Genomic DNA, 22802 nt, shown 5'->3' on the forward strand with positions numbered 1-22802 from the left:
GACGAGAGAAGGACGGAACGCTCGTGCAGTGGACCTTGGTCGTACCCGTGAAGCCCCTCGCCCGGGCCAAGAGCAGGCTGTCGGACACCGCCGACGACGGGGTGCGGCCCGGTCTCGCGCTGGCGTTCGCGCAGGACACCGTGGCAGCCGCGCTGGCCTGCCGGGCGGTGGCGGATGTGGCAGTCGTCACGGACGACGCACGGGCCGCACGGGAGCTCGCGGCGCTCGGCGCGGAGGTGGTCCCGGACGAACCCGGCGGCGGTCTGAACGCCGCCCTGGCACACGGGGCGGCCGCGGTACGGGCGGCCCGGCCCGACATTCCGGTGGCCGCGCTCAACGCCGATCTGCCCGCGCTGCGGCCGGCGGAATTGGCGCGGGTGCTGGCGGCGGCCACGGAATTCCAGCGCGCTTTTCTCCCGGACGCTGCCGGAATCGGCACGACTCTGCTGGCCGCGGCGCCGGGGCGTGAATTGGCTCCCGCATTCGGTACGGATTCCCGGGCCCGCCACCGCGCGTCCGGCGCGGTGGAACTGCGTCTGGGGGCGGTGGATTCCGTACGGCAGGACGTCGACACCGGCGGCGATCTGCGCACCGCGCTGGCGCTGGGGGTGGGGCCCCGTACGGCCGCGGTGGCGGCGCGGTTGCTGATCGCAGGGCAGTAGGCTGCCGACATGCAGGCGACCGCGTATACGTACGACCCCGAAAGCCGCGGCGGGCAGGTGCTGCTCGACGACGGCACGCCCGTGCCCTTCGACGCGGCGGCGTTCGACGCGGGGGGTCTGAGACTGCTGCGGCCCGGGCAGCGGGTGCGGATCGAGACCGAGGGCGCGGGCGCGGAGCGCCGGATCACGCTGGTGACGCTCCAGACGTTCTGATCGTTCCGATCCGCCGGGCCCTGCGAACCGGTCCACGGGTCCCGGACACGCCGCGGGCCGGACTCCGAGAGGGAGTCCGGCCCGGCGCGTGAGTGCCCCTGTGCCCGATCGCCTGCTGTGTCCTGCTGCTACCTGCTACTTCTTGCGGGCGGTGGCCTTCTTGGCGGTGGTCTTGCGGGCGGTCGACTTCTTGGCCGGAGCCTTCTTCGCCGTCGCCTTCTTCGCGGGGGCCTTCTTGGCCGTGGTCTTCTTCGCCGCCGACGTGGTGGTCTTGGCGGTGGACTTCTTGGCGGGGGCCTTCTTCGCCGTCGCCGTCTTCGCCGCCCCGGTGGTCTTCTTCGCGGTCGTCTTCTTCGCCGCCCCGGTCGTCTTCTTGGCCGCGCCCGTGGTCTTCTTGGCCGCGCCCGTGGCCTTCTTCGCGGCGGCCTTCTTGCCCGCGGCCTTGGAGATGGTGGGCGGCGGGCCGGACAGGCTGCCCTTGGGGGCCTTCTTGACCGCGATGTCGTTCTTCGGGAGCTTCTTCGAGCCGCTCACCAGGTCCTTGAAGCCCTGACCCGCGCGGAAGCGCGGCACGGAGGTCTTCTTGACCCGAACCCGCTCACCCGTCTGAGGGTTGCGGGCGTAGCGGGCCGGACGGTCGACCTTCTCGAAGGAACCGAAGCCGGTGACCGACACCCGGTCGCCCTGGACCACTGCACGGACGAGGGCGTCCAGGACCGCGTCGACAGCGTCGGCGGCCTGCTGCCGGCCGCCCAGCTTGTCGGCAATCGCTTCTACGAGCTGCGCCTTGTTCACGTCTTCCCCTTCGGAGACATCGCCAGAACGAATGTGTTCAAGCTTTTTCGCACGTTAGGCAGATATATACCGCAAATCAAACACGAAACGGGCTAATCACCCTTGTGCCGCAACGGACTCGGGCCGTCCCGGCCTGTTCAGCCTTCCTCTTCGGGGAATCGCCCCTCGTCGAGGTCGGCGGTGAACCGATCCAGGCGCCTTGCCGCACCGGCGAGATCGTGTTTGGCCGCGGCCGTAATGACCAGCAGCTTCCGGGTCAGCGCCATCCGTACGCCCTCCGGGACTTGCAGTGCGCGCACTCTTGTGTGCGCTTCCTTGAGCCGGACCGCGACCGCCGTATAGAGCTCGAGTTGGCCGTCGTGTTCCATGCACAGATTGTGCCATCTGGGGCGAGTTGTCGCCTGCGCAGGGGGCAACTGCCGCCTCAAACGGCCTCCCGAGCACACCCGGAAGCCTCGCCTCCACGCGTCCCGTACCCCGTCAACCACGCCTCTAACGTGGGAAGTTGTGCGATCCGGCCGCGACCGGCACGCGCGACCGGCAGCAGAAACGGCTGTACCCCCGATCGGGCCGATCGGGGGTACAGCCGGGGTGTTGGGTGGCCGAAACTCGACCTTGCGGGAAGCCTCCGAAGGACCCCGGGGGGTCAGACCTGGATGGTCTGCGGCTTGAACGACGGGCGCTTCGCCTCGTACGCGGCGATGTCCGCCTCGTTCTGGAGGGTGATCGAGATGTCGTCCAGCCCGTTCAGCAGCCGCCAGCGGGAGTTCTCGTCCAGCTCGAAGGAGGCGGTGATGCCCTCCGCGCGGACCTCACGGGCCTCGAGGTCGACCGTGACCTCGGCCTGCGGGTCGTTCTCCGTCAGCTCCCACAGCGCGTCCACGATCTTCTGGTCGAGGACCACCGTGAGCAGGCCGTTCTTCAGCGAGTTGCCGCGGAAGATATCGGCGAAGCGGGAGGAGACGACGGCCTTGAAGCCGTAGTTCTGCAGCGCCCAGACAGCGTGCTCGCGGGAGGAACCGGTGCCGAAGTCGGGGCCGGCGACCAGGACCGTGGCGCCCTCGCGCTCGGGCCGGTTGAGCACGAACTCCGGGTCCTTGCGCCAGGCCTCGAACAGCCCGTCCTCGAATCCGTCCCGGGTCACCTTCTTGAGCCAGTGGGCGGGGATGATCTGGTCGGTGTCGACGTTGCTGCGGCGCAGCGGGACGGCCCGGCCGGTGTGGGTGGTGAATGCTTCCATGGCTCTCAGACTCCAGCGGGCGTGGGGACGTCGGCGGCGGCGAGGTCGGCAGGGGAGGCCAGGTGGCCCAGGACCGCCGTCGCGGCCGCGACCTGCGGCGACACCAGGTGGGTGCGGCCGCCCTTGCCCTGCCGCCCCTCGAAGTTGCGGTTGGAGGTGGACGCGGAGCGCTCCCCCGGGGCCAGCTGGTCCGGGTTCATGCCCAGGCACATCGAGCAGCCCGCGTGCCGCCATTCGGCGCCGGCCTCCTTGAAGACCACGTCCAGGCCCTCGGAGACGGCCTGCAGACCCACCCGCGCGGAACCGGGTACGACCAGCATCCGTACACCGTCGGCGACTTTGCGGTCCTTCACGATCTCGGCGGCGGCGCGCAGGTCCTCGATGCGGCCGTTGGTGCAGGAACCTACGAAGACGGTGTCCACCTTGATGGAGCGCAGCGGCTGCCCGGCCTCCAACCCCATGTACTCCAGGGCCTTTTCGGCGGCGAAGCGCTCCGAAGCGTCTTCGTACGAAGCCGGGTCGGGGACGGCGGCGGACAGCGGCGACCCCTGGCCCGGGTTGGTGCCCCAGGTGACGAACGGCGCCAGCTCGGCGGCCTCGATGACGACCTCGGCGTCGAACTCGGCGTCGTCGTCCGTGCGCAGCGTCTTCCAGTACTCCACCGCCGCGTCCCAGTCGGCGCCCTCGGGGGCGTGCGGGCGGCCCTGGAGGTAGGCGAAGGTGGTCGCGTCGGGGGCGATCATGCCCGCGCGGGCGCCGGCCTCGATCGACATGTTGCAGATGGTCATCCGGGCCTCCATCGAGAGCTTCTCGATGGCCTCGCCCCGGTACTCCAGGACGTAGCCCTGACCGCCGCCGGTGCCGATCTTGGCGATGATCGCGAGGATCAGGTCCTTGGCCGTGACGCCGTCGGGCAGCACGCCGTTGACGGTGATCGCCATGGTCTTCGGTCGGGTCATGGGCAGCGTCTGGGTGGCCAGCACGTGCTCGACCTGGGAGGTGCCGATGCCGAACGCCAGGGCGCCGAAGGCACCGTGCGTGGAGGTGTGCGAGTCGCCGCAGACCACGGTGGTGCCGGGCTGGGTCAGGCCGAGCTGCGGGCCGACGACGTGCACGACGCCCTGCTCGACGTCGCCCAGCGGGTGCAGCCGGACGCCGAAGTCCGCGCAGTTCTTGCGCAGCGTCTCCAGCTGGACCCGGGAGACCGGGTCGGCGATGGGCTTGTCGATGTCGAGCGTCGGGGTGTTGTGGTCCTCGGTGGCGATGGTCAGGTCGAGCCGGCGCACCGGGCGGCCGCTCTTGCGGAGGCCGTCGAAGGCCTGCGGGCTGGTCACCTCGTGCAGCAGGTGCAGATCGATGAAGAGGAGGTCGGGCTCGCCCTCGGCGCGCCGGACGACGTGGTCGTCCCAGACCTTCTCCGCGAGTGTCCTACCCATCGCTTTCCCTCCGGCCGACGGCGAAGCGCCGACCCAACTAGAGATCTTGGGGAAGCGGTGCCCGCACCCCTGTGTTTCCGGGCAACCGCCACCAGGCCCACTCATCACGGGCCGTTGTGACTTCCTGCCATCAAGAGTGGCGGGTTCCATGGAAAATTGAACTTGCGTTTCACAGAGTGAGACGGGAGTATCGTTTCATGGACAACAGTAGCGGCGTCGGCGTTCTGGACAAGGCGGCCCTCGTCCTGAGCGCTCTGGAGTCCGGCCCGGCCACCCTCGCGGGGTTGGTCGGTGCGACCGGACTGGCACGACCCACGGCCCACCGCCTGGCCGTGGCGCTGGAACACCACCGTATGGTGGCGCGCGACATGCAGGGCCGGTTCATTCTCGGCCCGCGCCTGGCCGAACTGGCCGCGGCGGCCGGTGAGGACCGCCTGCTCGCCACGGCGGGCCCGGTCCTCACCCACCTGCGCGACGTCACGGGCGAGAGCGCCCAGCTCTACCGCCGCCAGGGCGACATGCGCATCTGCGTGGCCGCGGCCGAGCGCCTGTCGGGCCTACGGGACACGGTTCCGGTCGGCTCCACGCTCACCATGAAGGCCGGCTCCTCGGCGCAGATCCTCATGGCCTGGGAGGAGCCCGAGCGCCTCCACCGCGGACTGCAGGGCGCCCGCTTCACCGCGACGGCGCTGTCCGGTGTACGCCGCCGGGGCTGGGCGCAGTCCATCGGCGAGCGGGAGCCGGGCGTGGCGTCCGTCTCCGCGCCCGTGCGCGGCCCCTCCAACCGAGTGGTTGCCGCCGTCTCCGTCTCCGGCCCGATCGAGCGCCTGACACGCCACCCCGGCCGTATGCACGCCCAGGCCATCATCGATGCCGCCGGCCGACTCTCCGAGGCCCTGCGCCGCACGGGCTGACTCGCCCACCTCGGTACGTGACCGGGAACGGGCCCGCCCCAACGCCGCGGCAGGCCCTCCCCCGCCCGCACGCCTTCCGGACACCGCCCGCTCCCCCGAGCGGTGCGCGAACCGGTCCTGGGCCCGCCTGCCCCGCCAGCCCCGCCTGCCCGGGCGGCACCTGCCCGTACGCCGCCGGCCCGAAGACGGTCTTGTCCGCGTAGATCGAGGAGACCTCCCGGGAGCCGGCCGCGCTTTCCCTCGTGCGCCGTTCGCTGGTGACGGCGGAGGCCGCGCCGAGGCGGCTCGACCATCCCTGAGCCGCCGAACTGATCGCCGCCTACGCGGAGTTGACGCACTAGGCGGCCCGGCGGGAGCCGGACTTCATGGAGACCCATGGCCCGGAGGCGGAGAAGGCCGAGAGGACGGTCGCGTCGGCGGTGCTCTTCGAGCCGGTGCCGCGGGCAACGCACCGGCCGGCACAGGAGGAGGAGCCTGCGCGGCGCCACGGCAACGAATGAACGCCGAAGGGGACTCCCGCCTGAGCGGGAGCCCCCTTGGGACTCGTACCCCCGACCGGATTCGAACCGGCGCTACCGCCTTGAGAGGGCGGCGTGCTAGGCCGCTACACAACGGGGGCGAGGATCTTGCAAGCGTTGAAAACTACACCGCCGCAGATCCGAGCTGGTCTACCAGGACTCGAACCTAGACTAACTGAACCAGAATCAGTCGTGCTGCCAATTACACCATAGACCAATGTGGTTTAGACCAGTTTGTACCCCCGACCGGATTCGAACCGGCGCTACCGCCTTGAGAGGGCGGCGTGCTAGGCCGCTACACAACGGGGGCCCTAGCGATCCTGCATCGAGGTCAGCGGGAGCTACCCTGACTGTCCTCGCGGGAAGGATCTGTACCCCCGACCGGATTCGAACCGGCGCTACCGCCTTGAGAGGGCGGCGTGCTAGGCCGCTACACAACGGGGGCCTTGCGGATGTGCTCCGCGGCGCAGATAAGCTCTGCGAGCTGGCCTACCAGGACTCGAACCTAGACTAACTGAACCAGAATCAGTCGTGCTGCCAATTACACCATAGGCCACTGGAACGCAAGCCCCGGGGGGATCTTGTTCTAGCGTTGCGCTTCCGGTTTCCGGCCTTTCGGCCCGCTCCCCGGCGGCGCAGGAAGAACATTACCCGAAGGTGGACGGGGCTCCAAAACGAGTATCGGCACCGAGGAGCGCGGGGAGTTCGGAGAGCGAGGCGATGCGGCGGGGCCCGACGGGCGGGTCGACGGTCGCGTACACGCCGCCGCGGTCGATCCACACCGACAGCAGCCCGGCGTCGGCGGCTCCCCGTCCGTCGATCTCCGGGTGATCGCCGACGTAGGCGACCTCCGGCGGGGCGAGGCCGAGGGCGTCGCAGGCGGCCAGGAAGGCTCCGGGCTCGGGCTTGGAGACGCCCAGCTCGGCGGCGCACAGGATGGCCTCGAAGCGGTCGTGGACGCCGAGGACGCGCAGCTTGCGGTCCTGGACGGTCAGGCTGGAGTTGGAGAGCACCGCGTGCCGGTGGGTGCCGGCAAGGGCGTCGAGGACGGGCATGACGTCCGGGAAGAGGGACCAGGCGGCCTCGTAGTGCGCGACGTAGCGCCGGAACCAGTCGTCGGCCTCGGCGTCCGTCAGCTCCGGGCGGCCCAGGAAGACCCGGGTGCGGTCGCGCCGCTGTGTGACGAAGTCGACCTCGCCGGCCGCGAACCGGGCCCACTGCAGGTCGGTGATCTCCCGCCAGCGCACGAGGGCCTCCTCGGCCGACCCGTACCCGGCGAGGAGCCCTTCGGCCACCAGATGGGCGCGCATGCCCTCGCGGTCGGCGGTGGTGTAGTCGAAGAGGGTGTCGTCGACGTCCCAGACCACGGCTCGGATGCTCATGATCCGACGGTAGCGCCGGGACCGGGCGGCCGGGGTGGTCTTCGGCGGTCTCGGCCTGGGCGGATGTCCGGCGGAGGTGATCGACGTGCGCAAGGCCGACCGGGCCCCCACGACCGAGTGGCACGTCCGGTTCGCGGTCCAGGCCGTACGACGTGTGAGGCCTTGCCCGGCGAGCGCCGGACGGCAAGGGGCGGCACCCGGGGTTCCGGGTGCCGCCCCTTGCCGCTTCGCGCGCGTCGGCTACGCCGCCGTCCTCGCCAGCGCCGCGTCGATCCGGGCCAGCGCCCTCTCCTTGCCCAGGACCTCCAGGGACTCGAAGAGGGGCAGGCCGACCGTGCGGCCGGTGACGGCCACGCGGACCGGGGCCTGGGCCTTGCCGAGCTTGAGGCCGTGTGCCTCGCCGGCGGCCAGGACGGCCTCCTTGAGGGACTCGGGGGACGTCCAGTCGGCGGCCTCGAGCTTCTCCCGCGCCGTACGCAGGAGCGCGTCCGAGCCCTCCTTCATCGCCTTGTTCCAGGACGCCTCGTCGAAGACCGGCTCCGGCAGGAACAGGAAGTCGACGTTGTCGGTGATCTCGGAGAGGACCTTCAGGCGGGTCTGCGCGTGCGGCGCGATCGCCTGCCACTTGGCCTCGTCGAAGTCCTCCGGCGCCCAGGGGGCGACGGGGGCCTTCAGCCACGGGCGGCAGCGCTCGGTGAAGTCCTTCACCTCCAGCATGCGGATGTGGTCGGCGTTGATCGCCTCGCACTTCTTGAGGTCGAAGCGGGCCGGGTTCGGGTTGACGTCCGAGACGTCGAAGGCCGCGACCATCTCCTCGATCGAGAAGATGTCCTGGTCGGCGGAGATCGACCAGCCGAGCAGGGAGAGGTAGTTGAGCAGGCCCTCGGGGAGGAAGCCGCGCTCGCGGTAGAGGTTCAGGCTCGACTGCGGGTCGCGCTTGGAGAGCTTCTTGTTGCCCTCGCCCATGACGTACGGCAGGTGGCCGAAGGCGGGGGTCTCCTTGGCGATGCCCAGCTCGGTCAGCGCCTTGTACAGGGCGATCTGGCGCGGGGTGGAGGAGAGCAGGTCCTCGCCGCGCAGGACGTGGGTGATCTCCATCAGGGCGTCGTCGACCGGGTTGACGAGCGTGTAGAGCGGGGCGCCGTTGGCACGGACGATGCCGTAGTCCGGGACGTTCTCCGGGAGGTAGGTGATCTCGCCGCGGACCAGGTCCGTGAAGGTGATCGTCTCGTCGGGCATCCGGAAGCGGACGATGGGCTCGCGGCCCTGCGCCTCGTACTCCGCGACCTGCGCGTCGCTCAGGTCGCGGCAGTGGCCGTCGTAGCCGGAGGGCTTGCCGGCGGCGCGGGCGGCCTCGCGGCGGGTGTCCAGCTCCTCCTGGGAGCAGTAGCAGCGGTAGGCGTGGCCGGCGTCGAGCAGCTTGGCGGCGACGTCCTTGTAGATGTCCATGCGCTGCGACTGGCGGTACGGCGCGTGCGGGCCGCCGACCTCGGGGCCCTCGTCCCAGTCGAAGCCCAGCCAGCGCATCGAGTCCAGGAGCTGGTCGTAGGACTCCTCGGAGTCGCGGGCCGCGTCGGTGTCCTCGATACGGAAGACCAGCGTGCCCTGGTGGTGCCGGGCGAACGCCCAGTTGAACAGGGCGGTGCGGACCAGGCCCACGTGGGGGTTGCCGGTCGGGGAGGGACAGAAACGGACGCGTACGGGGGAGCCGGGTGCGCTAGCCACGCTTGACAACCTTGTTGGTGAGAGTGCCGATGCCTTCGATGGTGACGGCGACCTCGTCGCCGACGTTGAGGGGGCCGACGCCGGCCGGGGTGCCCGTGAGAATCACGTCGCCGGGAAGCAGCGTCATCGCCTCGGAGATGTTGACGATCAGATCCTCGATGGAGTGGATCATCTCGCTGGTGCGGCCGAGCTGGCGCTGGCCGCCGTTGACCGTGAGCTGGATGGTCAGGTCGGCCGGGTCGAGGTCGGTCTCCACCCAGGGGCCCAGCGGGCAGGAGGAGTCGAAGCCCTTGGCCCTGGCCCACTGCTTCTCGCGGCGCTGCACGTCGCGGGCGGTGACGTCGTTGGCGCAGGTGTAGCCGAAGATCACGTCCTTGACGCGTTCGCGCGGGACCTCGCGGCACATGCGGCCGATGACCACGGCGAGCTCGGCCTCGTGGTGCAGTTCCTCGGAGAAGGAGGGGTACTGGATCGCGTCGCCGGGGCCGATGACCGAGGTGGACGGCTTGAAGAAGGCGAACGGGGCGTCGGGCACCTCGTTGCCGAGTTCGCGGGCGTGCTCGGCGTAGTTGCGGCCGAAGGCGACGACCTTGTTGGGGAGTACGGGCGGCAGCAGCCGCACCTTGCTCAGGGGCACCCTGGTGCCGGAAAGCTCGAAGTCCGCGAACGGGATGCCCTTGATGATGTCGAGGACGAGCTGGTCCGGCTGGTCGCCCTCGACCGCGCCGAAGGCGACGTTCCCGTCGATGGAGAACCTGGCGATGCGCACGGGTTGCTTGGCCCCTCGCTGAGCTGGCTGGAGTCTGACGCTCCAGGCTAACGCGGCGGGCAGGCCCCACAGGGCGGGCGCCTCGCGCAGCACGTGCCGTGGCCCGGGGGCGGTGGTTCGTGGGCGCGGGCGCCCCGTGTGCCGTACGGCCGCCCTGAACGTCCGGCGGCCGGGTGACGTACTACTCTGCGGCGGAGGCCGCGACCGGGATCTCCATGAGCACCGTGCGCCGGGGGTTGGCGGTCTGGGCGGGGAGCTCGACGGCGTGCTCCGGCTGTTCCGGCGTCTGCAGGTCGTCGGCGCCGTCGAGGTGCGCCAGCGTCGTGCGTCGCGGGTTGGCGATCTTGTGGAACATCATCGTCGTCTTCACGGTTGTACGAGACCCTGTCGTGTCCGGGCGCCGGGGGTCCGCAAGAACCCCCGCTAGGGCGCGGGTTGTCGGTTTTGCCTTCTCTGTAAAGCGTCAGGCTAAACATGCGATTCCCCGTCAACCCGAGCGAGGCCCCTGATCCGCGTGTGAGTTTGCTCACTTATCAAGGGTCAAACCGGTCAATTCAGACCCACGTAACACCGCGACGAAAGCGACATTGTCTACCTGAAGCCATCATTCCGCTCCTGATCATGTCGACTGGGACACCACCCCTCCGTTGTCGACTCGCGGACATACGTCCTTTTTGCGGGTGATCACTTTCTACGTCCGGTGACTCGACCCTCACGTGGTGTCACCTACGTCACGGGGTGGCCCACGGGCCTTGTTGGAGATCCTGCACTGTGCTGGAATTCCACGGACCGCTGCGGGATCGAGCCGGCGCACAGGGGGCGCACACCAGCGCCGAACGGCGGCGAGATGGGGGAACCAGAGCCGGTCACTCACGACCACCACGGGGGCGTATTCAGGGCGCCCCTATGACGCCGACACCGTGCCCAGCCGTTCACGCGGACGGGCGCCTGGTCCAGAGGTTGCGACGCTAGTGCAGGGACGTTTCAAGAGGGATGGCAGCGCTTCGGCTGAGCCGGAGCCGCACGGCGGGACTGGCCCCAAGGCCGTCGGCTCCTCGCCCCAGCACGCCCAGAACCCGGGCCAGGGCCAGTCCGGCGAGAACGGGGACCGCCCCGGCCAGACGGGGACCTCGGCCGCCGCCGGCCAGAAGCCGCCCGCGAAGCCGGCCAAGGGCTCGACCGGCCCCGGCCCGCGAATAGCCCTGCGCAACTGGCGGATCTCCACCCGTCTGGTGTCGCTGCTCGCGCTTCCGGTGGTCGCGGCCACCTCACTGGGCGCGCTGCGCATCAACCAGTCGATGGACGACATCCAGCAGCTCGACAACATGAAGCTGCTGACCGAGATGACCAAGCAGGCCACGGAGCTGGCCGCCGCGCTCCAGGAGGAGCGCGACCAGTCCGCCGGCCCCCTGGCCCACGGCTCGACGTCAAGCGCCATCGCGGTCAAGGGCGACCGGGAGAAGACCGACCGGGCCCTGAAGAACTTCCTCGACAGCTCCGAGGAGATCGACGCCGCCAGCAAGGACGGCAACCTCGTCGGCGTCCGTGACAGCCTCGTCGGCCTCGCGAGCGATCTGAACGACCTGAACCGGATCCGCAGCAGCGCGTACACGGCCGAGGACAACTCGACCCAGACGGTCGAGTCCTACCACCGCCTGATCACCCACTTGCTCGACCTCTCCCAGGACATGGCGGAGGCCACCAGCAACCCCGAGATGATCCAGCGCACCCGCGCCCTGTCGGCCTTCTCCTCGGCCAAGGAGTACGCGTCCATCCAGCGCGCGGTCCTCGCGGCAGCGCTCCCCGCGAGCAACACGGGCAAGCCCGACCTCTCCGAGAACGACCGTTTGTACGCGCAGTCGGCCCTGCAGAGCCAGAGCTCCGAACTGCGCAGCTTCACCAGCATCTACGGCGATGGCGCCGAGGACCTCCTCAAGCCCATCTCCGAGGGCAACCCGACCATCGAGTCCTCCGACAAGTACGCCGGCCGCGCCCTCGACAGCAAGACCGGTCTGGCCGACCTGAGCAAGCGGTCCTACCAGGACTGGCTCGACGACAGCTCCACCAAGATCCAGCAGATGAAGAACATCGAGCTCACCCTGCTGGAGGACATGGAGCAGAAGGCCCGCGAGCTGCGCAGCGAGTCGGAGCGCGAGGCGATCATCTCCGGTGTGCTGATCCTGCTCGTGCTCGGTGTCTCCCTGGTCGGCGCGTTCGTCGTGGCCCGCTCCATGATCCGCTCGCTGCGCCGCCTGGAGGACACCGCGACCAGGGTCGCCCAGGACCGCCTGCCCGAGCTGGTCAAGCAGCTGTCCGAGACCGACCCGCAGGACGTCGACACCTCGGTGGAGTCGGTCGGTGTGCACTCCCGGGACGAGATCGGCCGAGTGGCCGCGGCCTTCGACGACGTGCACCGCGAGGCGGTCCGCCTCGCCGCCGAGCAGGCTCTGCTGCGGGGCAACGTCAACGCGATGTTCACCAACCTCTCCCGCCGTTCCCAGGGCCTGATCCAGCGTCAGCTGTCGTTGATCTCCGAACTGGAGTCCCGCGAGGCCGACCCGGACCAGCTGTCCTCGCTGTTCAAGCTCGACCACCTCGCGACCCGCATGCGCCGTAACGGTGAGAACCTCCTCGTCCTCGCCGGTGAGGAGCCCGGCCGCCGCTGGACCCGTCCGGTCCCGCTGGTCGACGTGCTCCGTGCCGCCGCCTCCGAGGTGGAGCAGTACGAGCGCATCGAGCTGTCTTCCGTGCCGACCACCGAGGTCGCCGGCCGCGTGGTCAACGACCTCGTGCACCTGCTCGCCGAGCTGCTGGAGAACGCGACCTCGTTCTCCTCCCCGCAGACCAAGGTCAAGGTCACCGGTCACGCGCTGCCCGACGGGCGGGTGCTGATCGAGATCCACGACACCGGCATCGGCCTCTCCCCCGAGGACCTCGCCGCGATCAACGAGCGGCTCGCCTCGCCGCCCACCGTGGACGTCTCCGTCTCCCGCCGCATGGGTCTGTTCGTGGTCGGCCGCCTCTCGCAGCGCCACGGCATCCGCATCCAGCTGCGTCCCTCCGACTCCGGTGGTACGACCGCGCTGGTCATGCTGCCCGTCGATGTCGCCCAGGGCGGCCGCAAGCCGCAGCCCAAGCCGGGTCAGCCCGCCTCGGGCACCGGTGGTCCGGCCGCCGCGCAGGCAGCGGCCGGTGTGGCGGCGGCCCGGCGTGGTGGTGGCCAGGGCGGTGGCGCCCTCGGTGGCGGCGGAGCCTTCGGCGGCGGTGGCGGCGGTGGCGGCGGTGGCGGCGGTGCCCTCGGCGCCGGCGCTCCGGGCGGCGGCCGGCTCGGCGCCGGCCAGGGGCCGCGGGCCGCACTGCCCGGTCGGGACGCGGGCGGACGCCCGGGTGCGCCGGGCGGCGCGCGCGGGCCCCAGTCCCCGGCGGGACCGAACCAGCAGAACCGCCCGGCTCCGGCCGGTGCGGGTGCCGGTCAGGCGCCCGGTGCTCCACAGGGTCTGCAGGCCGCGGGCATGAACGCTCCGCAGGGCAACGCGTCGCAGGGCCAGGACGCCTTCGGCGGTGGACGCGGTCCGTCCGCGCCCCCGCAGCGCGGCAAGCGCCGCGGGGGCGGGAACGGCGACGCCGAGCAGGGCCGTCGGCCGCAGCTGCCGCCGCGCGGCGGTCCGCGGGCCGAGCTGCCCGGCGGCAACCCGCAGCCCCGCACACCCAGCTGGAGCGACGAGAACGCGCAGCCGCCCGTGCCGCGTGCCTCGCTGGACGCCCCGCGCGGCCACGAGGAGCCGGACAGCTCCCGTACGGACCGCACCCCGCGCTTCGACGACGGGCAGGGTCCGGGCTCGACCGCCGAAATGCCGGCGATCCCGCGGCCCGGTGCGTCCCAGGGCCCGGCCGCCACGGCGGAGTTCGCCCGCCCGGACTTCGACACCCCGGCACCTCGCCGGGACGACCCGCAGACCACGGGCGGGTTCGCGGAGCCCGGCCGGGATCAGTACGGTCAGGACCGGTTCGGTCAGGATCAGTACAGCCAGGACCAGTACAGCCAGGACCAGTACGGCCAGGACGGCGTGAGCGCCCCGCAGAACGACCAGTTCGCGCGGCCCGAGCCGACCGCCCCGCAGCAGAACGGCGGGTCCTTCGTCCGTTCGGACGTCTTCGGCGGCCAGCCCGGTCAGGCGGGTCCGAGCGACCCGGCCTCGACCGGCCGGTTCGCCGGCGCCCAGGGCGGCTACGATGACGGCTCGACCGGTCAGCACCGTATGCCGGATCGTCAGACCCCCTCCGCCACCGGCCAGTTCGAGCGCCCGCAGGTCAACGGCACGCACGGCGGGAACGGCTTCGGTGCCCCGCAGCCGCAGGCCCCGCAGCAGCGTCCGGCCCGGCAGGAGCCCGCCGGCGGCAACGCCAACGGGAACACCAACGGGGCCGCCGCGCAGCGGCCGGGAGACGGATGGGCGCTGCCCCCTGCCTCCGGCCCCGGTGACGGACGTACACCGCTGTACGACACCCTGGAGACCAACTGGTTCCACGGCGACCGCGAGGCGAGGGCCCAGCAGGGCGCCCCGGCCGCGGCCCCGGAGCCGCATCCCGCCCAGCCCCAGACCCCGGCGGCCCCCCAGCGGCCCGCCACCTCAGCCTGGCGCAGCTCGCCGAACGACGACCTCGTCCGGCAGGCCGAGCGCGTCCGCCAGCCGGCGGCCGGCGGTATCACCACGTCCGGCCTGCCGCGCCGGGTGCCCAGGGCGAACCTCGTCCCGGGCACGGCTCAGCAGCAGTCGCACCAGAACGGTCCGCAGGTATCGCGTGCGCCCGACGAAGTGCGCGGCCGGCTGACCAATCTCCGTCGGGGAATCGCACAGGGCCGCCAGGCCGGTACCAACCAGACCGGCAGCCATCCGCGGCCCACTCACCAGCAGGAGCGTTAGTTGAGCCCGATGAGCCAGGCGGCACAGAACCTCAACTGGTTGATCACGAATTTCGTGGACAACACCCCAGGGGTGTCCCACACCGTCGTCGTGTCCGCCGACGGACTCCTTCTGGCGATGTCGGAAGGCTTCCCGCGCGACCGCGCCGACCAGCTCGCGGCCGTCGCCTCGGGGCTGACCTCGCTGACCGCCGGGGCATCCCGGATCTTCGAGGGCGGCAACGTGGCACAGACGGTTGTGGAGATGGAACGCGGGTTCCTCTTCCTCATGTCCGTCTCGGACGGCTCGTCGCTGGCCGTTCTCGCCCACCCGGAGTGCGACATCGGCCTCGTCGGCTACGAGATGGCACTCCTGGTCGACCGCGCGGGGGCGGTACTCACGCCCGACCTGCGCGCCGAACTGCAAGGAAGTCTGCTCCACTGAACGGCCCCGGCACCACCCGTGTTACCAAATCACCGTCCGGCCGCCACAATCCCCCCACCGGCCTCGTCAGACGGCACGACTGACCAACCTGCTGTCCCGCCCGGAGGATTCATGACCCCGCCCACCGCCTCTCATGATCCGTACGCGGAGCCGTACGAGGACGAGGGCGACCAGCCGCTGGTACGTCCGTACGCGATGACCGGCGGCCGGACGAGGCCGCGCTACCAGCTCGCCATCGAGGCACTGATCAGCACGACGGCCGACCCGGCAGCGCTCATGGGGCTGCTTCCCGAGCACCAGCGCATCTGCCACCTGTGCCGCGAGGTGAAGTCGGTGGCCGAGGTGTCGGCCCTGCTGGCGATGCCGCTGGGCGTGGCCCGGATCCTCGTGGCGGACCTCGCGGAGGCCGGGCTCGTCGCCATTCACCAGCCTGGCGGCGACGAGAACAATGGCGGTGCGCCGGACGTGACACTGCTCGAAAGGGTGCTCAGTGGACTTCGAAAGCTCTGACGGGGGTCGGGCGACCACCTCCGCGAAGATCGTGGTGGCCGGCGGCTTCGGCGTCGGCAAGACCACGTTCGTGGGCGCCGTCTCCGAGATCAACCCGCTGCGCACCGAGGCCGTGATGACCTCTGCCAGCGCCGGGATCGACGACCTCACACACGCCGGGGACAAGACGACCACCACGGTCGCCATGGACTTCGGACGCATCACGCTCGACCAGGACCTGATCCTGTACCTGTTCGGCACACCGGGCCAGGACCGTTTCTGGTTCATGTGGGACGACCTGGTGCGCGGCGCCATCGGCGCCGTGGTGCTGGTGGACACGCGCCGGCTGGCCGACTGCTTCCCCGCGGTGGACTACTTCGAGAACTCGGGCCTGCCGTTCGTCGTCGCGCTCAACGGCTTCGACGGGCAGCAGCCGTACAACCCGGACGAGGTGCGCGAGGCGCTGCAGATCGGGCCGGACACCCCGATCATCACGACCGACGCCAGGCACCGCGCCGACGCGAAGAGCGCGCTGATCACGCTGGTGGAACACGCGCTGATGGCACGGCTGCGGTAGGTCCGCGGCCGGTCGCAGCCAAGTCGGCAGGAGCCTACGCCACTTGTCGTAGGCGGGATGGAGCCGACTGTGTCCTTTGACACGGTCGGCTCCGCCGTTCATAACGTTTCGGCAGAGGAATCGGGTGGTATCGACACGCGACGCGGTCAACTGGTCTCGCTGCGCGCACGAACGCCCCGTCTTTTGACGGGCCTCGCTCTTTATGACCGTTTTACGCGGGGCTTACATCACGTGTAACCCCCGCGTTCCACTGTTTGGAAGAGCGCTGGTCGCCGTGCTGGAATGCCGGAACTGCCCAATGGTCAAAGACGTACTCAGCAGTAGCGCGTACTCGATGACGAACTGGGCTCTGAGACACAGCGGCACGACGTAGGTGCCGACCGCCGAGAGGTTGTTGGTCGAGTGAGGCGAAGCAAGAACAGTCCCGAGCCATCGGCCCGGGGCAACTTCACCCCGCCGCCGCGCACAGCGGCGCCCGCCCCCGTGCCCGCTCCGGAACCCAAGGCCGAGCCCGCCGGAAGCGGCGGCCGTTTCTCCCCGCGCAACTGGCGGGTGACCACGCGGCTGAACGCGATCCTGCTCATACCCGTGCTGGTCGGCCTCGTCATGGGCGGCTTCCAGGTGAAGAGCTCGATCGACACCTGGCAGGACGCCAAGGACGCCGAGAGCACCGCGCGCCTCGTGCGCGCCTCCCTCGGCTACGCCAGCGCCCTCTACACCGAGCGCGACATCACGGCCGCACCGCTGCTTCAGGGCAAGGGCCAGAAGGACGCCACCGTCTCCAAGGCGCGGCAGGCGACCGACGAGGCGGCCGACGCGTTCGACGAGGCGGCCCAGGACATGCCGGGCAAGGCGGGCCTGGAGCGCCGGCTGAAGGTGTTCCGCGAGCAGGAGCCGAAGCTCCAGACGCTGCGCGTGGCCGCGTACACCTCCAAGCTCAAGGGCGTGGAGACCGAGGAGGGCTACACCGGGATCGCCCACCCCCTGATGGAGTTCGCCAACGAGCTCGGTCTGGGCACCGGCAACATCACCTCCTACGGGCGTACCGTCTACGCGATCTCGCTGACCAAGGCGGCGCTCTCCCTGGAGCGTTCCATCGGCATGCACATGCTGATCAAGCCGGGTCCGGAGCCCAGCCACCTCGCCAGCCAGCGCGTCGCGCTCTCCTCGTACGCCTACCTCGAGCGCATCGCCATCGAGGAGTACATCGGCGGCGGTACCGAGGCGGACGCGCAGAAGCTCGAGGACGCCGAGGCGCAGCTCAAGGAGGACGGGGCGGCCATGGCCAAGGAGGCCAAGGCCAAGGACCCGGACTACGTGCCGCCGCCCACCAACCCGACCACGATGATCTCGGAGCTGGCCCGGCTGGACTCCACGGACACCAGTGCGCGGGCCGACCTGGCCCAGCAGGGCATCACGCCGGAAAACTGGTGGGCGGTCAACACCCTCAAGTTCGACGCCTACCAGAAGATCGAGTCGGACCTGGCCGACAAGGCGGTGTCCGAGGCGTCCACGATCGCCGACGACGCCGAGCGGGACGCCTACATCACGGGTGCCGCGGTCGTGATCGCGCTGCTCGCCGCGTTCATCCTGGCCGGCATGGTGGCCCGCCAGATGAGCCGCTCCATGCGCCAGCTGCGCAACGCCGCCTTCGGCATCGCCGAGCAGCGCCTGCCGATGCTGGTCGACCAGCTCTCCCGTACCGACCCCGGCCGGGTCGACACCCGGGTCCAGCCGATCCCGATCACCTCGACCGACGAGATCGGCGAAGTCGCCCGCGCCTTCGACCAGGTGCACCGCGAGGCCGTCCGGCTCGCCGCCGAGCAGGCTCTGCTGCGGGGCAACATCAACGCGATCTTCACCAACCTGTCGCGCCGCAACCAGTCGCTGATCGAGGGCCAGCTGAGCCTGATCACCGACCTGGAGAACAACGAGGCCGACCCCGACCAGCTGGAGAACCTCTTCCGGCTGGACCACCTCGCCACCCGTATGCGCCGCAACGGCGAGAACCTCCTGGTCCTCGCCGGCGAGGAGCCCGGCCGCCGCTGGGACCAGCCGGTCCCGCTGGTCGACGTGCTGCGCGCCGCCTCCTCCGAGGTGGAGCAGTACGAGCGCATCGAGCTGTCCGGCGTGCCGGAGGCCGAGATCCACGGCCGTGCCGTGACCGACCTCGTGCACCTGCTGGCCGAGCTGCTGGAGAACGCGACGACGTTCTCCTCGCCGCAGACCAAGGTCCGGGTCACCGCGACCCGGCTGCCCGACGGCCGCGTGATGGTCGAGATCCACGACAAGGGCATCGGCCTGACCGCCGAGGACTTCGCGGACATCAACCACAAGCTGGCCAACCCGCCGACCGTGGACGCCGCGATCTCGCAGCGCATGGGCCTGTTCGTGGTCGGCCGGCTGTCGGACCGGCACGGCATCCGCGTCCAGCTGCGCCCCTCCGGCGAGCAGGCGGGCACCACCTCGCTGGTCATGCTCCCGGACGCCATCACGCACGGTGGCGGCGGTGAGCAGCAGCCGCGCGACGAGTTCACCGTCTCGCAGATCATCCCGGAGCAGAACTTCCAGGGCGGCGAGAGCTTCGGTCAGGTCGGTCAGCCCATGCGGACCGCCGCCGAGCTGGGCTTCGACGACAGCCGGTACTCCGAGGTCCCCGACGACATACGCGAGCTCGACCCGGTCGGCCGCTCGCTGATGCGCGAGGAACGCCGCGCGGCGCTGGAGGCCCAGTCGCAGCCCGAGCTGTCCGGACCGGCGGAACACGGCGGCCGCGAAGAGGCCGAGGCCCCCGGGTTCCAGGACCAGTTCACCGGTCAGCAGCCGGCGTACGACCAGGGCCGGGGCGGCTACGAGGAGCAGCCGACCGGCGGGTACGACCAGCAGGCGGCGTACGCCGAACAGCAGCAGCCGGCGTACCGGGAGCCGCAGCAGGCGTCGTACGACGAGCGGTACTACGCGCCGAACGGCGGCCTGCCGCAGGGCGAGGGCTACCCGGCGGGCGGCGGTTACCCGGACCCCTCCTACGCGGAGCCGGGCCGGAACGGGCACCAGCAGGCGGGCGGCGGCCAGGAAACCTACTCGGCCTTCGAACAGCGGCGCCACCAGGACGACTGGCCCCAGCAGGACGGCTACCAGAACGGCTATCCGGGCCAGTACCCCGCGGGTGCTCCGGAGGCGGAATCCGCACAGGCCGCTGACGTGAACGAGGCGGACCGCGTAGGCTTCGACCGTCCGGGTCCGGCCCCCTCCGCCGCCCACGAGATGACCGACGCCGGTCTTCCCCGCCGCGGGTCCACCGCAGGCGATGCGGAGCACGTGGGCCAGGAGGCGTCGGCCGCCGCACCGGGGGCGGGCGGCACGGACAACTGGCGGTCGGCCAACGACGACCGCTGGCAGCAGGCCTCGGCGCTGCGCAAGCCCAAGGCGGGCGGGGTGACCTCCTCGGGCCTCCCGCGACGGGTACCCAAGGCCAACCTGGTCGAGGGCGCCGCCGAAACCACTCCACAGGGAGGCCCGCAGGTCTCCCGCGCCCCGGAGGACGTCCGGGGCAGGCTGAGCAACCTGCGGCGCGGCGTCGAGCGAGGCCGCAGCGCAGGCAGTGAAACGAACGGCCAGGACACAAGGAATGAACACCGTGGTCCTGACAGCACCTACAACCAGGAGCGTTAGTGTGAGCCCGATGAGCCAGGCGGCGCAGAACCTGAACTGGTTGATCACCAACTTCGTGGACAACACCCCGGGGGTGTCCCACACGGTGGTGGTCTCCGCCGACGGACTCCTTCTGGCGATGTCCGAAGGGTTCCCGCGCGACCGTGCCGATCAGCTCGCGGCCGTCGCCTCCGGTCTGACCTCGCTGACCGCCGGTGCCTCGCGCATCTTCGAGGGCGGCAGCGTGAACCAGACGGTTGTGGAGATGGAGCGGGGATTCCTGTTCATCATGTCCATCTCCGACGGCTCGTCGCTCGCGGTTCTCGCACACCCGGAGGCGGACATCGGTCTCATTGGGTACGAGATGGCGCTTCTGGTGGACCGTGCGGGCACGGTTCTGACGCCCGATCTGCGGGCTGAGCTCCAAGGCAGCCTTCTCAACTAAAGGACAGACGGTGCGTTTTGGCGTCCCGTGGCCGTAAAGTTTCGGGACGCGGCTCCACAGTGATGGATGCCAGGCACAGTCGGAGGAGGAAAAAGTGGCAACACCCCCAGACGGTCCGTCTTCGGGCGACTGGTCGTACGGCCCTGGCCAGGGCCGGAACGACGGCTCGGCGAACGGGTACGGCTACCCCTCCGTGCCGAGCCACCGGCAGCCGTACGCGCCGCAGGGCCCCGGCCCTTCGCCGTACGACCAGCCGAACGCTCCACGCATCCAGCCCGTGCAGCCGCAGCGCCGCACCCCTGAGCCCGCGCCCGCCGGGGCGTCGAACAACCCCCTGGTGCGCCCGTACGCCATGACGGGCGGCCGCACCAGGCCGCGCTACCAGCTCGCCATCGAGGCGCTGGTGCACACCACCGCGCAGCCGCACCAGATGCAGGGCCAGCTGCCCGAGCATCAGCGGATCTGCAACCTCTGCCGGGAGATCAAGTCGGTGGCCGAGATCTCGGCCCTCCTGACGATCCCTCTCGGCGTGGCCAGGATCCTCGTCGCCGACTTGGCGGAGGCGGGCCTGGTCGCCATCCATCAGCCCGGCGGCGACGAGAACGCCGGCGGCCAGCCAGACGTGACACTGCTCGAAAGGGTGCTCAGTGGACTTCGCAAGCTCTAGCGGAGGGCCTTCCCGCTCCACCACTTCCGCGAAGATCGTGGTGGCGGGCGGATTCGGCGTGGGCAAGACGACGTTCGTCGGCGCCGTCTCGGAGATCAATCCGCTGCGCACCGAGGCCGTGATGACATCCGCGTCCGCGGGTATCGACGACCTCACCCATACGGGGGACAAGACGACCACGACGGTCGCCATGGACTTCGGACGCATCACGCTCGACCAGGACCTGATCCTGTACCTCTTCGGTACACCCGGCCAGGACCGCTTCTGGTTCATGTGGGACGACCTGGTGCGCGGCGCCATCGGCGCGATCGTTCTGGTCGACACGAGGCGGCTCGCCGACTGCTTCCCCGCCGTCGACTACTTCGAGAACAGCGGTCTGCCGTTCGTGATCGCGCTGAACGGCTTCGACGGGCAGCAGCCGTACAACCCGGACGAGGTCCGGGAGGCGCTGCAGATCGGGCCGGACACGCCGATCATCACGACGGACGCGCGGCATCGGGCCGACGCGAAGAGTGCCCTGATCACGCTGGTCGAGCACGCGCTGATGGCGCGGCTGCGCTAGCACGCACCTAGCCTGCGGAGTCGTGCCTCCCCCAGTGCCTCAAGGGCCTGGGGGGTGCCCCCAGGGGCGGCACGGGTGGGCGCAGGCGGCACCCCGCTACGCCGGGTTGCGCGACGCCCCCTGCGGCCACCGGGCTGCCGGGGGCGGTTTCGTTGTCGGGTGCGAGTGCGGCGTGGCTGGTCGCGCGGTTCCCCGCGCCCCTGAAGACGCGAGCAGGGCCCCTCCTCACGGAGGGGCCCTGCTCGCAGATACAGGTCAGCGCCAGCTGTGCGGGGCGCGGAAGCCCGGCTCGCGTTCCAGGCGGCGCCAGCCCGCGCGGACGGGGCCGCCGCCGTGGGTGGGGGCGGTCTCGGCGGGGTGGGCGGCGGCACGGGCCAGGAGGAGGGCCGTGATGGCGGCGACCTCCTCGGGCTCGGCGTGGCCCTTCTCGACGCGGATGTCGGGAGTGGACATGGACGTGGCTCCTCGGGTCACTGCGGCGGGTTGCCGTGCTTGCGGGAGGGCAGGTCGGCGTGCTTGGTCTGGAGCATCGCGAGGGAGCGGATGAGGACTTCGCGGGTCTCCGCCGGATCGATGACGTCGTCCACCAGGCCGCGCTCGGCCGCGTAGTAGGGGTGCATCAGCTCGGCCTTGTACTCCTTGACCATGCGGGCCCGCATGGCCTCGGGGTCCTCGGCGTCGGCGATCTGACGGCGGAAGATGACGTTGGCCGCGCCCTCGGCGCCCATCACGGCGATCTCGTTGGTCGGCCAGGCGTAGGTGAGGTCGGCGCCGATGGACTGGCTGTCCATGACGATGTAAGCACCTCCGTACGCCTTGCGCAGGATGAGCGAGATCCGGGGCACGGTGGCGTTGCAGTAGGCGTAGAGGAGTTTGGCGCCGTGGCGGATGATTCCGCCGTGTTCCTGGTCGACGCCGGGCAGGAAGCCGGGCACGTCCAGGAGGGTGATGATCGGGATGTTGAAGGCGTCGCACATCTGCACGAAGCGCGCGGCCTTCTCGCTGGCCTCGATGTCCAGGACGCCGGCCAGGGCCTGCGGCTGGTTGGCGACGATGCCGACGACCTGGCCGTCCAGCCGGGCCAGAGCGCAGATGATGTTGCGCGCCCAGCGCTCGTGGACCTCCAGGAACTCACCGTCGTCGACGATCTCCTCGATCACCTTGGCCATGTCGTACGGGCGGTTGCCGTCCGCGGGGACCAGGTCGAGGAGGGTGTCGCCGCGGCGGTCCGCGGGGTCGGCGGGCTCGGTGCGGGGCGGGTTCTCGCGGTTGTTCTGCGGCAGCAGGGAGAGGAGGTAGCGGACCTCGGCGAGGCAGGTCTCCTCGTCGTCGTAGGCGAAGTGGCAGACGCCGGACGTCTCGGCGTGCACGTCGGCGCCGCCGAGGCCGTTCTGGGTGATCTCCTCGCC

General features: G+C 70.6%; 22 protein-coding genes and 5 tRNA genes. 12 read left to right on the plus strand and 15 right to left on the minus strand.

Going from position 1 to position 22802, the window contains the following annotated elements; genetic code table 11:
- Positions 1-23: 23 nt before the first annotated feature.
- Both cofC and ACZ4V1_RS29135 read left to right on the plus strand, forming a co-directional pair.
- The gene (cofC, locus tag ACZ4V1_RS29130) at positions 24-662 is read left to right on the plus strand and encodes a 2-phospho-L-lactate guanylyltransferase (RefSeq protein ID WP_468341771.1); all 639 of its coding nucleotides are present in this window, start codon (positions 24-26) and stop codon (positions 660-662) included.
- A 9-nt stretch (positions 663-671) separates the two neighbouring features.
- Positions 672-875 carry a hypothetical protein gene (locus tag ACZ4V1_RS29135; RefSeq protein ID WP_468341775.1) on the plus strand — a complete coding sequence of 68 codons (204 nt, stop codon included), beginning with the start codon at positions 672-674 and terminating at the stop codon, positions 873-875.
- Positions 876-1010: 135 nt separating this feature from the next.
- Here the strand turns inward: ACZ4V1_RS29135 and ACZ4V1_RS29140 are convergent, their stop codons facing one another.
- The 4 genes from ACZ4V1_RS29140 to leuC form a co-directional block, all read right to left on the minus strand.
- Positions 1011-1670, minus strand: coding sequence for an HU family DNA-binding protein (locus ACZ4V1_RS29140; protein WP_468341779.1), 660 nt, complete (start codon positions 1668-1670; stop codon positions 1011-1013).
- 137 nt (positions 1671-1807) lie between these two features.
- Complete coding sequence (locus ACZ4V1_RS29145) at positions 1808-2038, minus strand: SCO5555 family protein (protein ID WP_121749361.1); 231 nt, start codon at positions 2036-2038, stop codon at positions 1808-1810.
- Between the two features lie 278 nt (positions 2039-2316).
- Positions 2317-2910: a 3-isopropylmalate dehydratase small subunit gene (gene leuD, locus ACZ4V1_RS29150; RefSeq protein ID WP_468341782.1), complete on the minus strand. Its 594-nt coding sequence runs from the start codon at positions 2908-2910 to the stop codon at positions 2317-2319.
- A 5-nt stretch (positions 2911-2915) separates the two neighbouring features.
- Positions 2916-4346: a 3-isopropylmalate dehydratase large subunit gene (leuC, locus tag ACZ4V1_RS29155; protein ID WP_468341785.1), complete on the minus strand. Its 1431-nt coding sequence runs from the start codon at positions 4344-4346 to the stop codon at positions 2916-2918.
- Between the two features lie 197 nt (positions 4347-4543).
- Between leuC and ndgR the strand changes: the two genes are divergently transcribed.
- On the plus strand, positions 4544-5260 hold the full coding sequence (gene ndgR / locus ACZ4V1_RS29160; RefSeq protein ID WP_121749358.1) for an IclR family transcriptional regulator NdgR: 717 nt from the start codon (positions 4544-4546) through the stop codon (positions 5258-5260).
- Positions 5261-5625: 365 nt separating this feature from the next.
- A complete protein-coding gene (locus ACZ4V1_RS29165) occupies positions 5626-5760 on the plus strand; it encodes a hypothetical protein (RefSeq protein ID WP_468341788.1) in 135 nt (44 codons plus the stop codon).
- Between the two features lie 46 nt (positions 5761-5806).
- On the opposite strand, the gene ACZ4V1_RS29170 is transcribed toward ACZ4V1_RS29165, so the two are convergent.
- From ACZ4V1_RS29170 to ACZ4V1_RS29210, 9 genes are all read right to left on the minus strand, one after another.
- Positions 5807-5879 (minus strand) — tRNA-Glu (locus ACZ4V1_RS29170).
- A gap of 44 nt (positions 5880-5923) precedes the next feature.
- Positions 5924-5995: transfer RNA gene (locus tag ACZ4V1_RS29175), tRNA-Gln, on the minus strand.
- Positions 5996-6015: 20 nt separating this feature from the next.
- A tRNA-Glu gene (locus ACZ4V1_RS29180) sits at positions 6016-6088 on the minus strand.
- A 62-nt stretch (positions 6089-6150) separates the two neighbouring features.
- Positions 6151-6223: transfer RNA gene (locus ACZ4V1_RS29185), tRNA-Glu, on the minus strand.
- Positions 6224-6262: 39 nt separating this feature from the next.
- Positions 6263-6334 (minus strand) — tRNA-Gln (locus ACZ4V1_RS29190).
- A 91-nt stretch (positions 6335-6425) separates the two neighbouring features.
- Positions 6426-7160 (minus strand): HAD family hydrolase, encoded by a 735-nt coding sequence (locus ACZ4V1_RS29195; RefSeq protein WP_468341791.1) that lies wholly within the window; start codon positions 7158-7160, stop codon positions 6426-6428.
- A gap of 240 nt (positions 7161-7400) precedes the next feature.
- Positions 7401-8885 carry a glutamate--tRNA ligase gene (gene gltX, locus ACZ4V1_RS29200; RefSeq protein WP_468341794.1) on the minus strand — a complete coding sequence of 495 codons (1485 nt, stop codon included), beginning with the start codon at positions 8883-8885 and terminating at the stop codon, positions 7401-7403.
- Complete coding sequence (locus ACZ4V1_RS29205) at positions 8878-9654, minus strand: fumarylacetoacetate hydrolase family protein (RefSeq protein WP_468341797.1); 777 nt, start codon at positions 9652-9654, stop codon at positions 8878-8880. The genes gltX and ACZ4V1_RS29205 overlap by 8 nt, the downstream gene beginning before the upstream one ends.
- 181 nt (positions 9655-9835) lie before the next feature.
- The gene (locus ACZ4V1_RS29210) at positions 9836-10024 is read right to left on the minus strand and encodes a hypothetical protein (RefSeq protein WP_468341825.1); all 189 of its coding nucleotides are present in this window, start codon (positions 10022-10024) and stop codon (positions 9836-9838) included.
- A gap of 601 nt (positions 10025-10625) precedes the next feature.
- On the opposite strand from ACZ4V1_RS29210, the gene ACZ4V1_RS29215 reads away from it, so the two are divergent.
- From ACZ4V1_RS29215 to ACZ4V1_RS29250, 8 genes are all read left to right on the plus strand, one after another.
- Positions 10626-14579 carry a sensor histidine kinase gene (locus ACZ4V1_RS29215; RefSeq protein WP_468341799.1) on the plus strand — a complete coding sequence of 1318 codons (3954 nt, stop codon included), beginning with the start codon at positions 10626-10628 and terminating at the stop codon, positions 14577-14579.
- A gap of 9 nt (positions 14580-14588) precedes the next feature.
- Positions 14589-15002 carry a roadblock/LC7 domain-containing protein gene (locus tag ACZ4V1_RS29220; RefSeq protein WP_003973453.1) on the plus strand — a complete coding sequence of 138 codons (414 nt, stop codon included), beginning with the start codon at positions 14589-14591 and terminating at the stop codon, positions 15000-15002.
- A gap of 111 nt (positions 15003-15113) precedes the next feature.
- Entirely contained in the window at positions 15114-15512 is a 399-nt protein-coding gene (locus tag ACZ4V1_RS29225; RefSeq protein WP_003973454.1) for a DUF742 domain-containing protein, read from the plus strand.
- Positions 15493-16068 carry a GTP-binding protein gene (locus tag ACZ4V1_RS29230; protein ID WP_055421789.1) on the plus strand — a complete coding sequence of 192 codons (576 nt, stop codon included), beginning with the start codon at positions 15493-15495 and terminating at the stop codon, positions 16066-16068. Before ACZ4V1_RS29225 ends, ACZ4V1_RS29230 begins: the two co-directional genes overlap by 20 nt.
- Before the next feature lie 402 nt (positions 16069-16470).
- The gene (locus tag ACZ4V1_RS29235) at positions 16471-19740 is read left to right on the plus strand and encodes a nitrate- and nitrite sensing domain-containing protein (protein ID WP_468341802.1); all 3270 of its coding nucleotides are present in this window, start codon (positions 16471-16473) and stop codon (positions 19738-19740) included.
- 10 nt (positions 19741-19750) lie between these two features.
- Positions 19751-20164 (plus strand): roadblock/LC7 domain-containing protein, encoded by a 414-nt coding sequence (locus tag ACZ4V1_RS29240; RefSeq protein ID WP_004983065.1) that lies wholly within the window; start codon positions 19751-19753, stop codon positions 20162-20164.
- A 94-nt stretch (positions 20165-20258) separates the two neighbouring features.
- On the plus strand, positions 20259-20831 hold the full coding sequence (locus ACZ4V1_RS29245) for a DUF742 domain-containing protein (protein ID WP_468341805.1): 573 nt from the start codon (positions 20259-20261) through the stop codon (positions 20829-20831).
- Positions 20812-21393: a GTP-binding protein gene (locus tag ACZ4V1_RS29250; RefSeq protein ID WP_009314218.1), complete on the plus strand. Its 582-nt coding sequence runs from the start codon at positions 20812-20814 to the stop codon at positions 21391-21393. The genes ACZ4V1_RS29245 and ACZ4V1_RS29250 overlap by 20 nt, the downstream gene beginning before the upstream one ends.
- Positions 21394-21648: 255 nt before the next feature.
- On the opposite strand, the gene ACZ4V1_RS29255 is transcribed toward ACZ4V1_RS29250, so the two are convergent.
- Positions 21649-21846, minus strand: coding sequence for an acyl-CoA carboxylase epsilon subunit (locus ACZ4V1_RS29255; protein ID WP_468341808.1), 198 nt, complete (start codon positions 21844-21846; stop codon positions 21649-21651).
- Between the two features lie 17 nt (positions 21847-21863).
- The coding region (locus ACZ4V1_RS29260) for an acyl-CoA carboxylase subunit beta (protein WP_468341811.1) at positions 21864-22802 on the minus strand (939 nt) is incomplete at its 5' end.

This window comes from Streptomyces sp. NPDC028991, from assembly GCF_055564775.1.

What these genes read in the sequence shown, in the direction of transcription:
- leuC (WP_468341785.1), bottom strand. Translation starts at nt 4,346, where the DNA reads ATGGGTAGGACACTCGCGGAGAAGGTCTGGGACGACCACGTCGTCCGG.
- leuD (WP_468341782.1), bottom strand. Translation starts at nt 2,910, where the DNA reads ATGGAAGCATTCACCACCCACACCGGCCGGGCCGTCCCGCTGCGCCGC.
- ACZ4V1_RS29145 (WP_121749361.1), bottom strand. Translation starts at nt 2,038, where the DNA reads ATGGAACACGACGGCCAACTCGAGCTCTATACGGCGGTCGCGGTCCGG.
- ACZ4V1_RS29195 (WP_468341791.1), bottom strand. Translation starts at nt 7,160, where the DNA reads ATGAGCATCCGAGCCGTGGTCTGGGACGTCGACGACACCCTCTTCGAC.
- ACZ4V1_RS29255 (WP_468341808.1), bottom strand. Translation starts at nt 21,846, where the DNA reads ATGTCCACTCCCGACATCCGCGTCGAGAAGGGCCACGCCGAGCCCGAG.
- ACZ4V1_RS29225 (WP_003973454.1), top strand. Translation starts at nt 15,114, where the DNA reads ATGACCCCGCCCACCGCCTCTCATGATCCGTACGCGGAGCCGTACGAG.
- ACZ4V1_RS29240 (WP_004983065.1), top strand. Translation starts at nt 19,751, where the DNA reads ATGAGCCAGGCGGCGCAGAACCTGAACTGGTTGATCACCAACTTCGTG.
- ACZ4V1_RS29135 (WP_468341775.1), top strand. Translation starts at nt 672, where the DNA reads ATGCAGGCGACCGCGTATACGTACGACCCCGAAAGCCGCGGCGGGCAG.
- ACZ4V1_RS29165 (WP_468341788.1), top strand. Translation starts at nt 5,626, where the DNA reads ATGGAGACCCATGGCCCGGAGGCGGAGAAGGCCGAGAGGACGGTCGCG.
- ACZ4V1_RS29220 (WP_003973453.1), top strand. Translation starts at nt 14,589, where the DNA reads ATGAGCCAGGCGGCACAGAACCTCAACTGGTTGATCACGAATTTCGTG.
- ndgR (WP_121749358.1), top strand. Translation starts at nt 4,544, where the DNA reads ATGGACAACAGTAGCGGCGTCGGCGTTCTGGACAAGGCGGCCCTCGTC.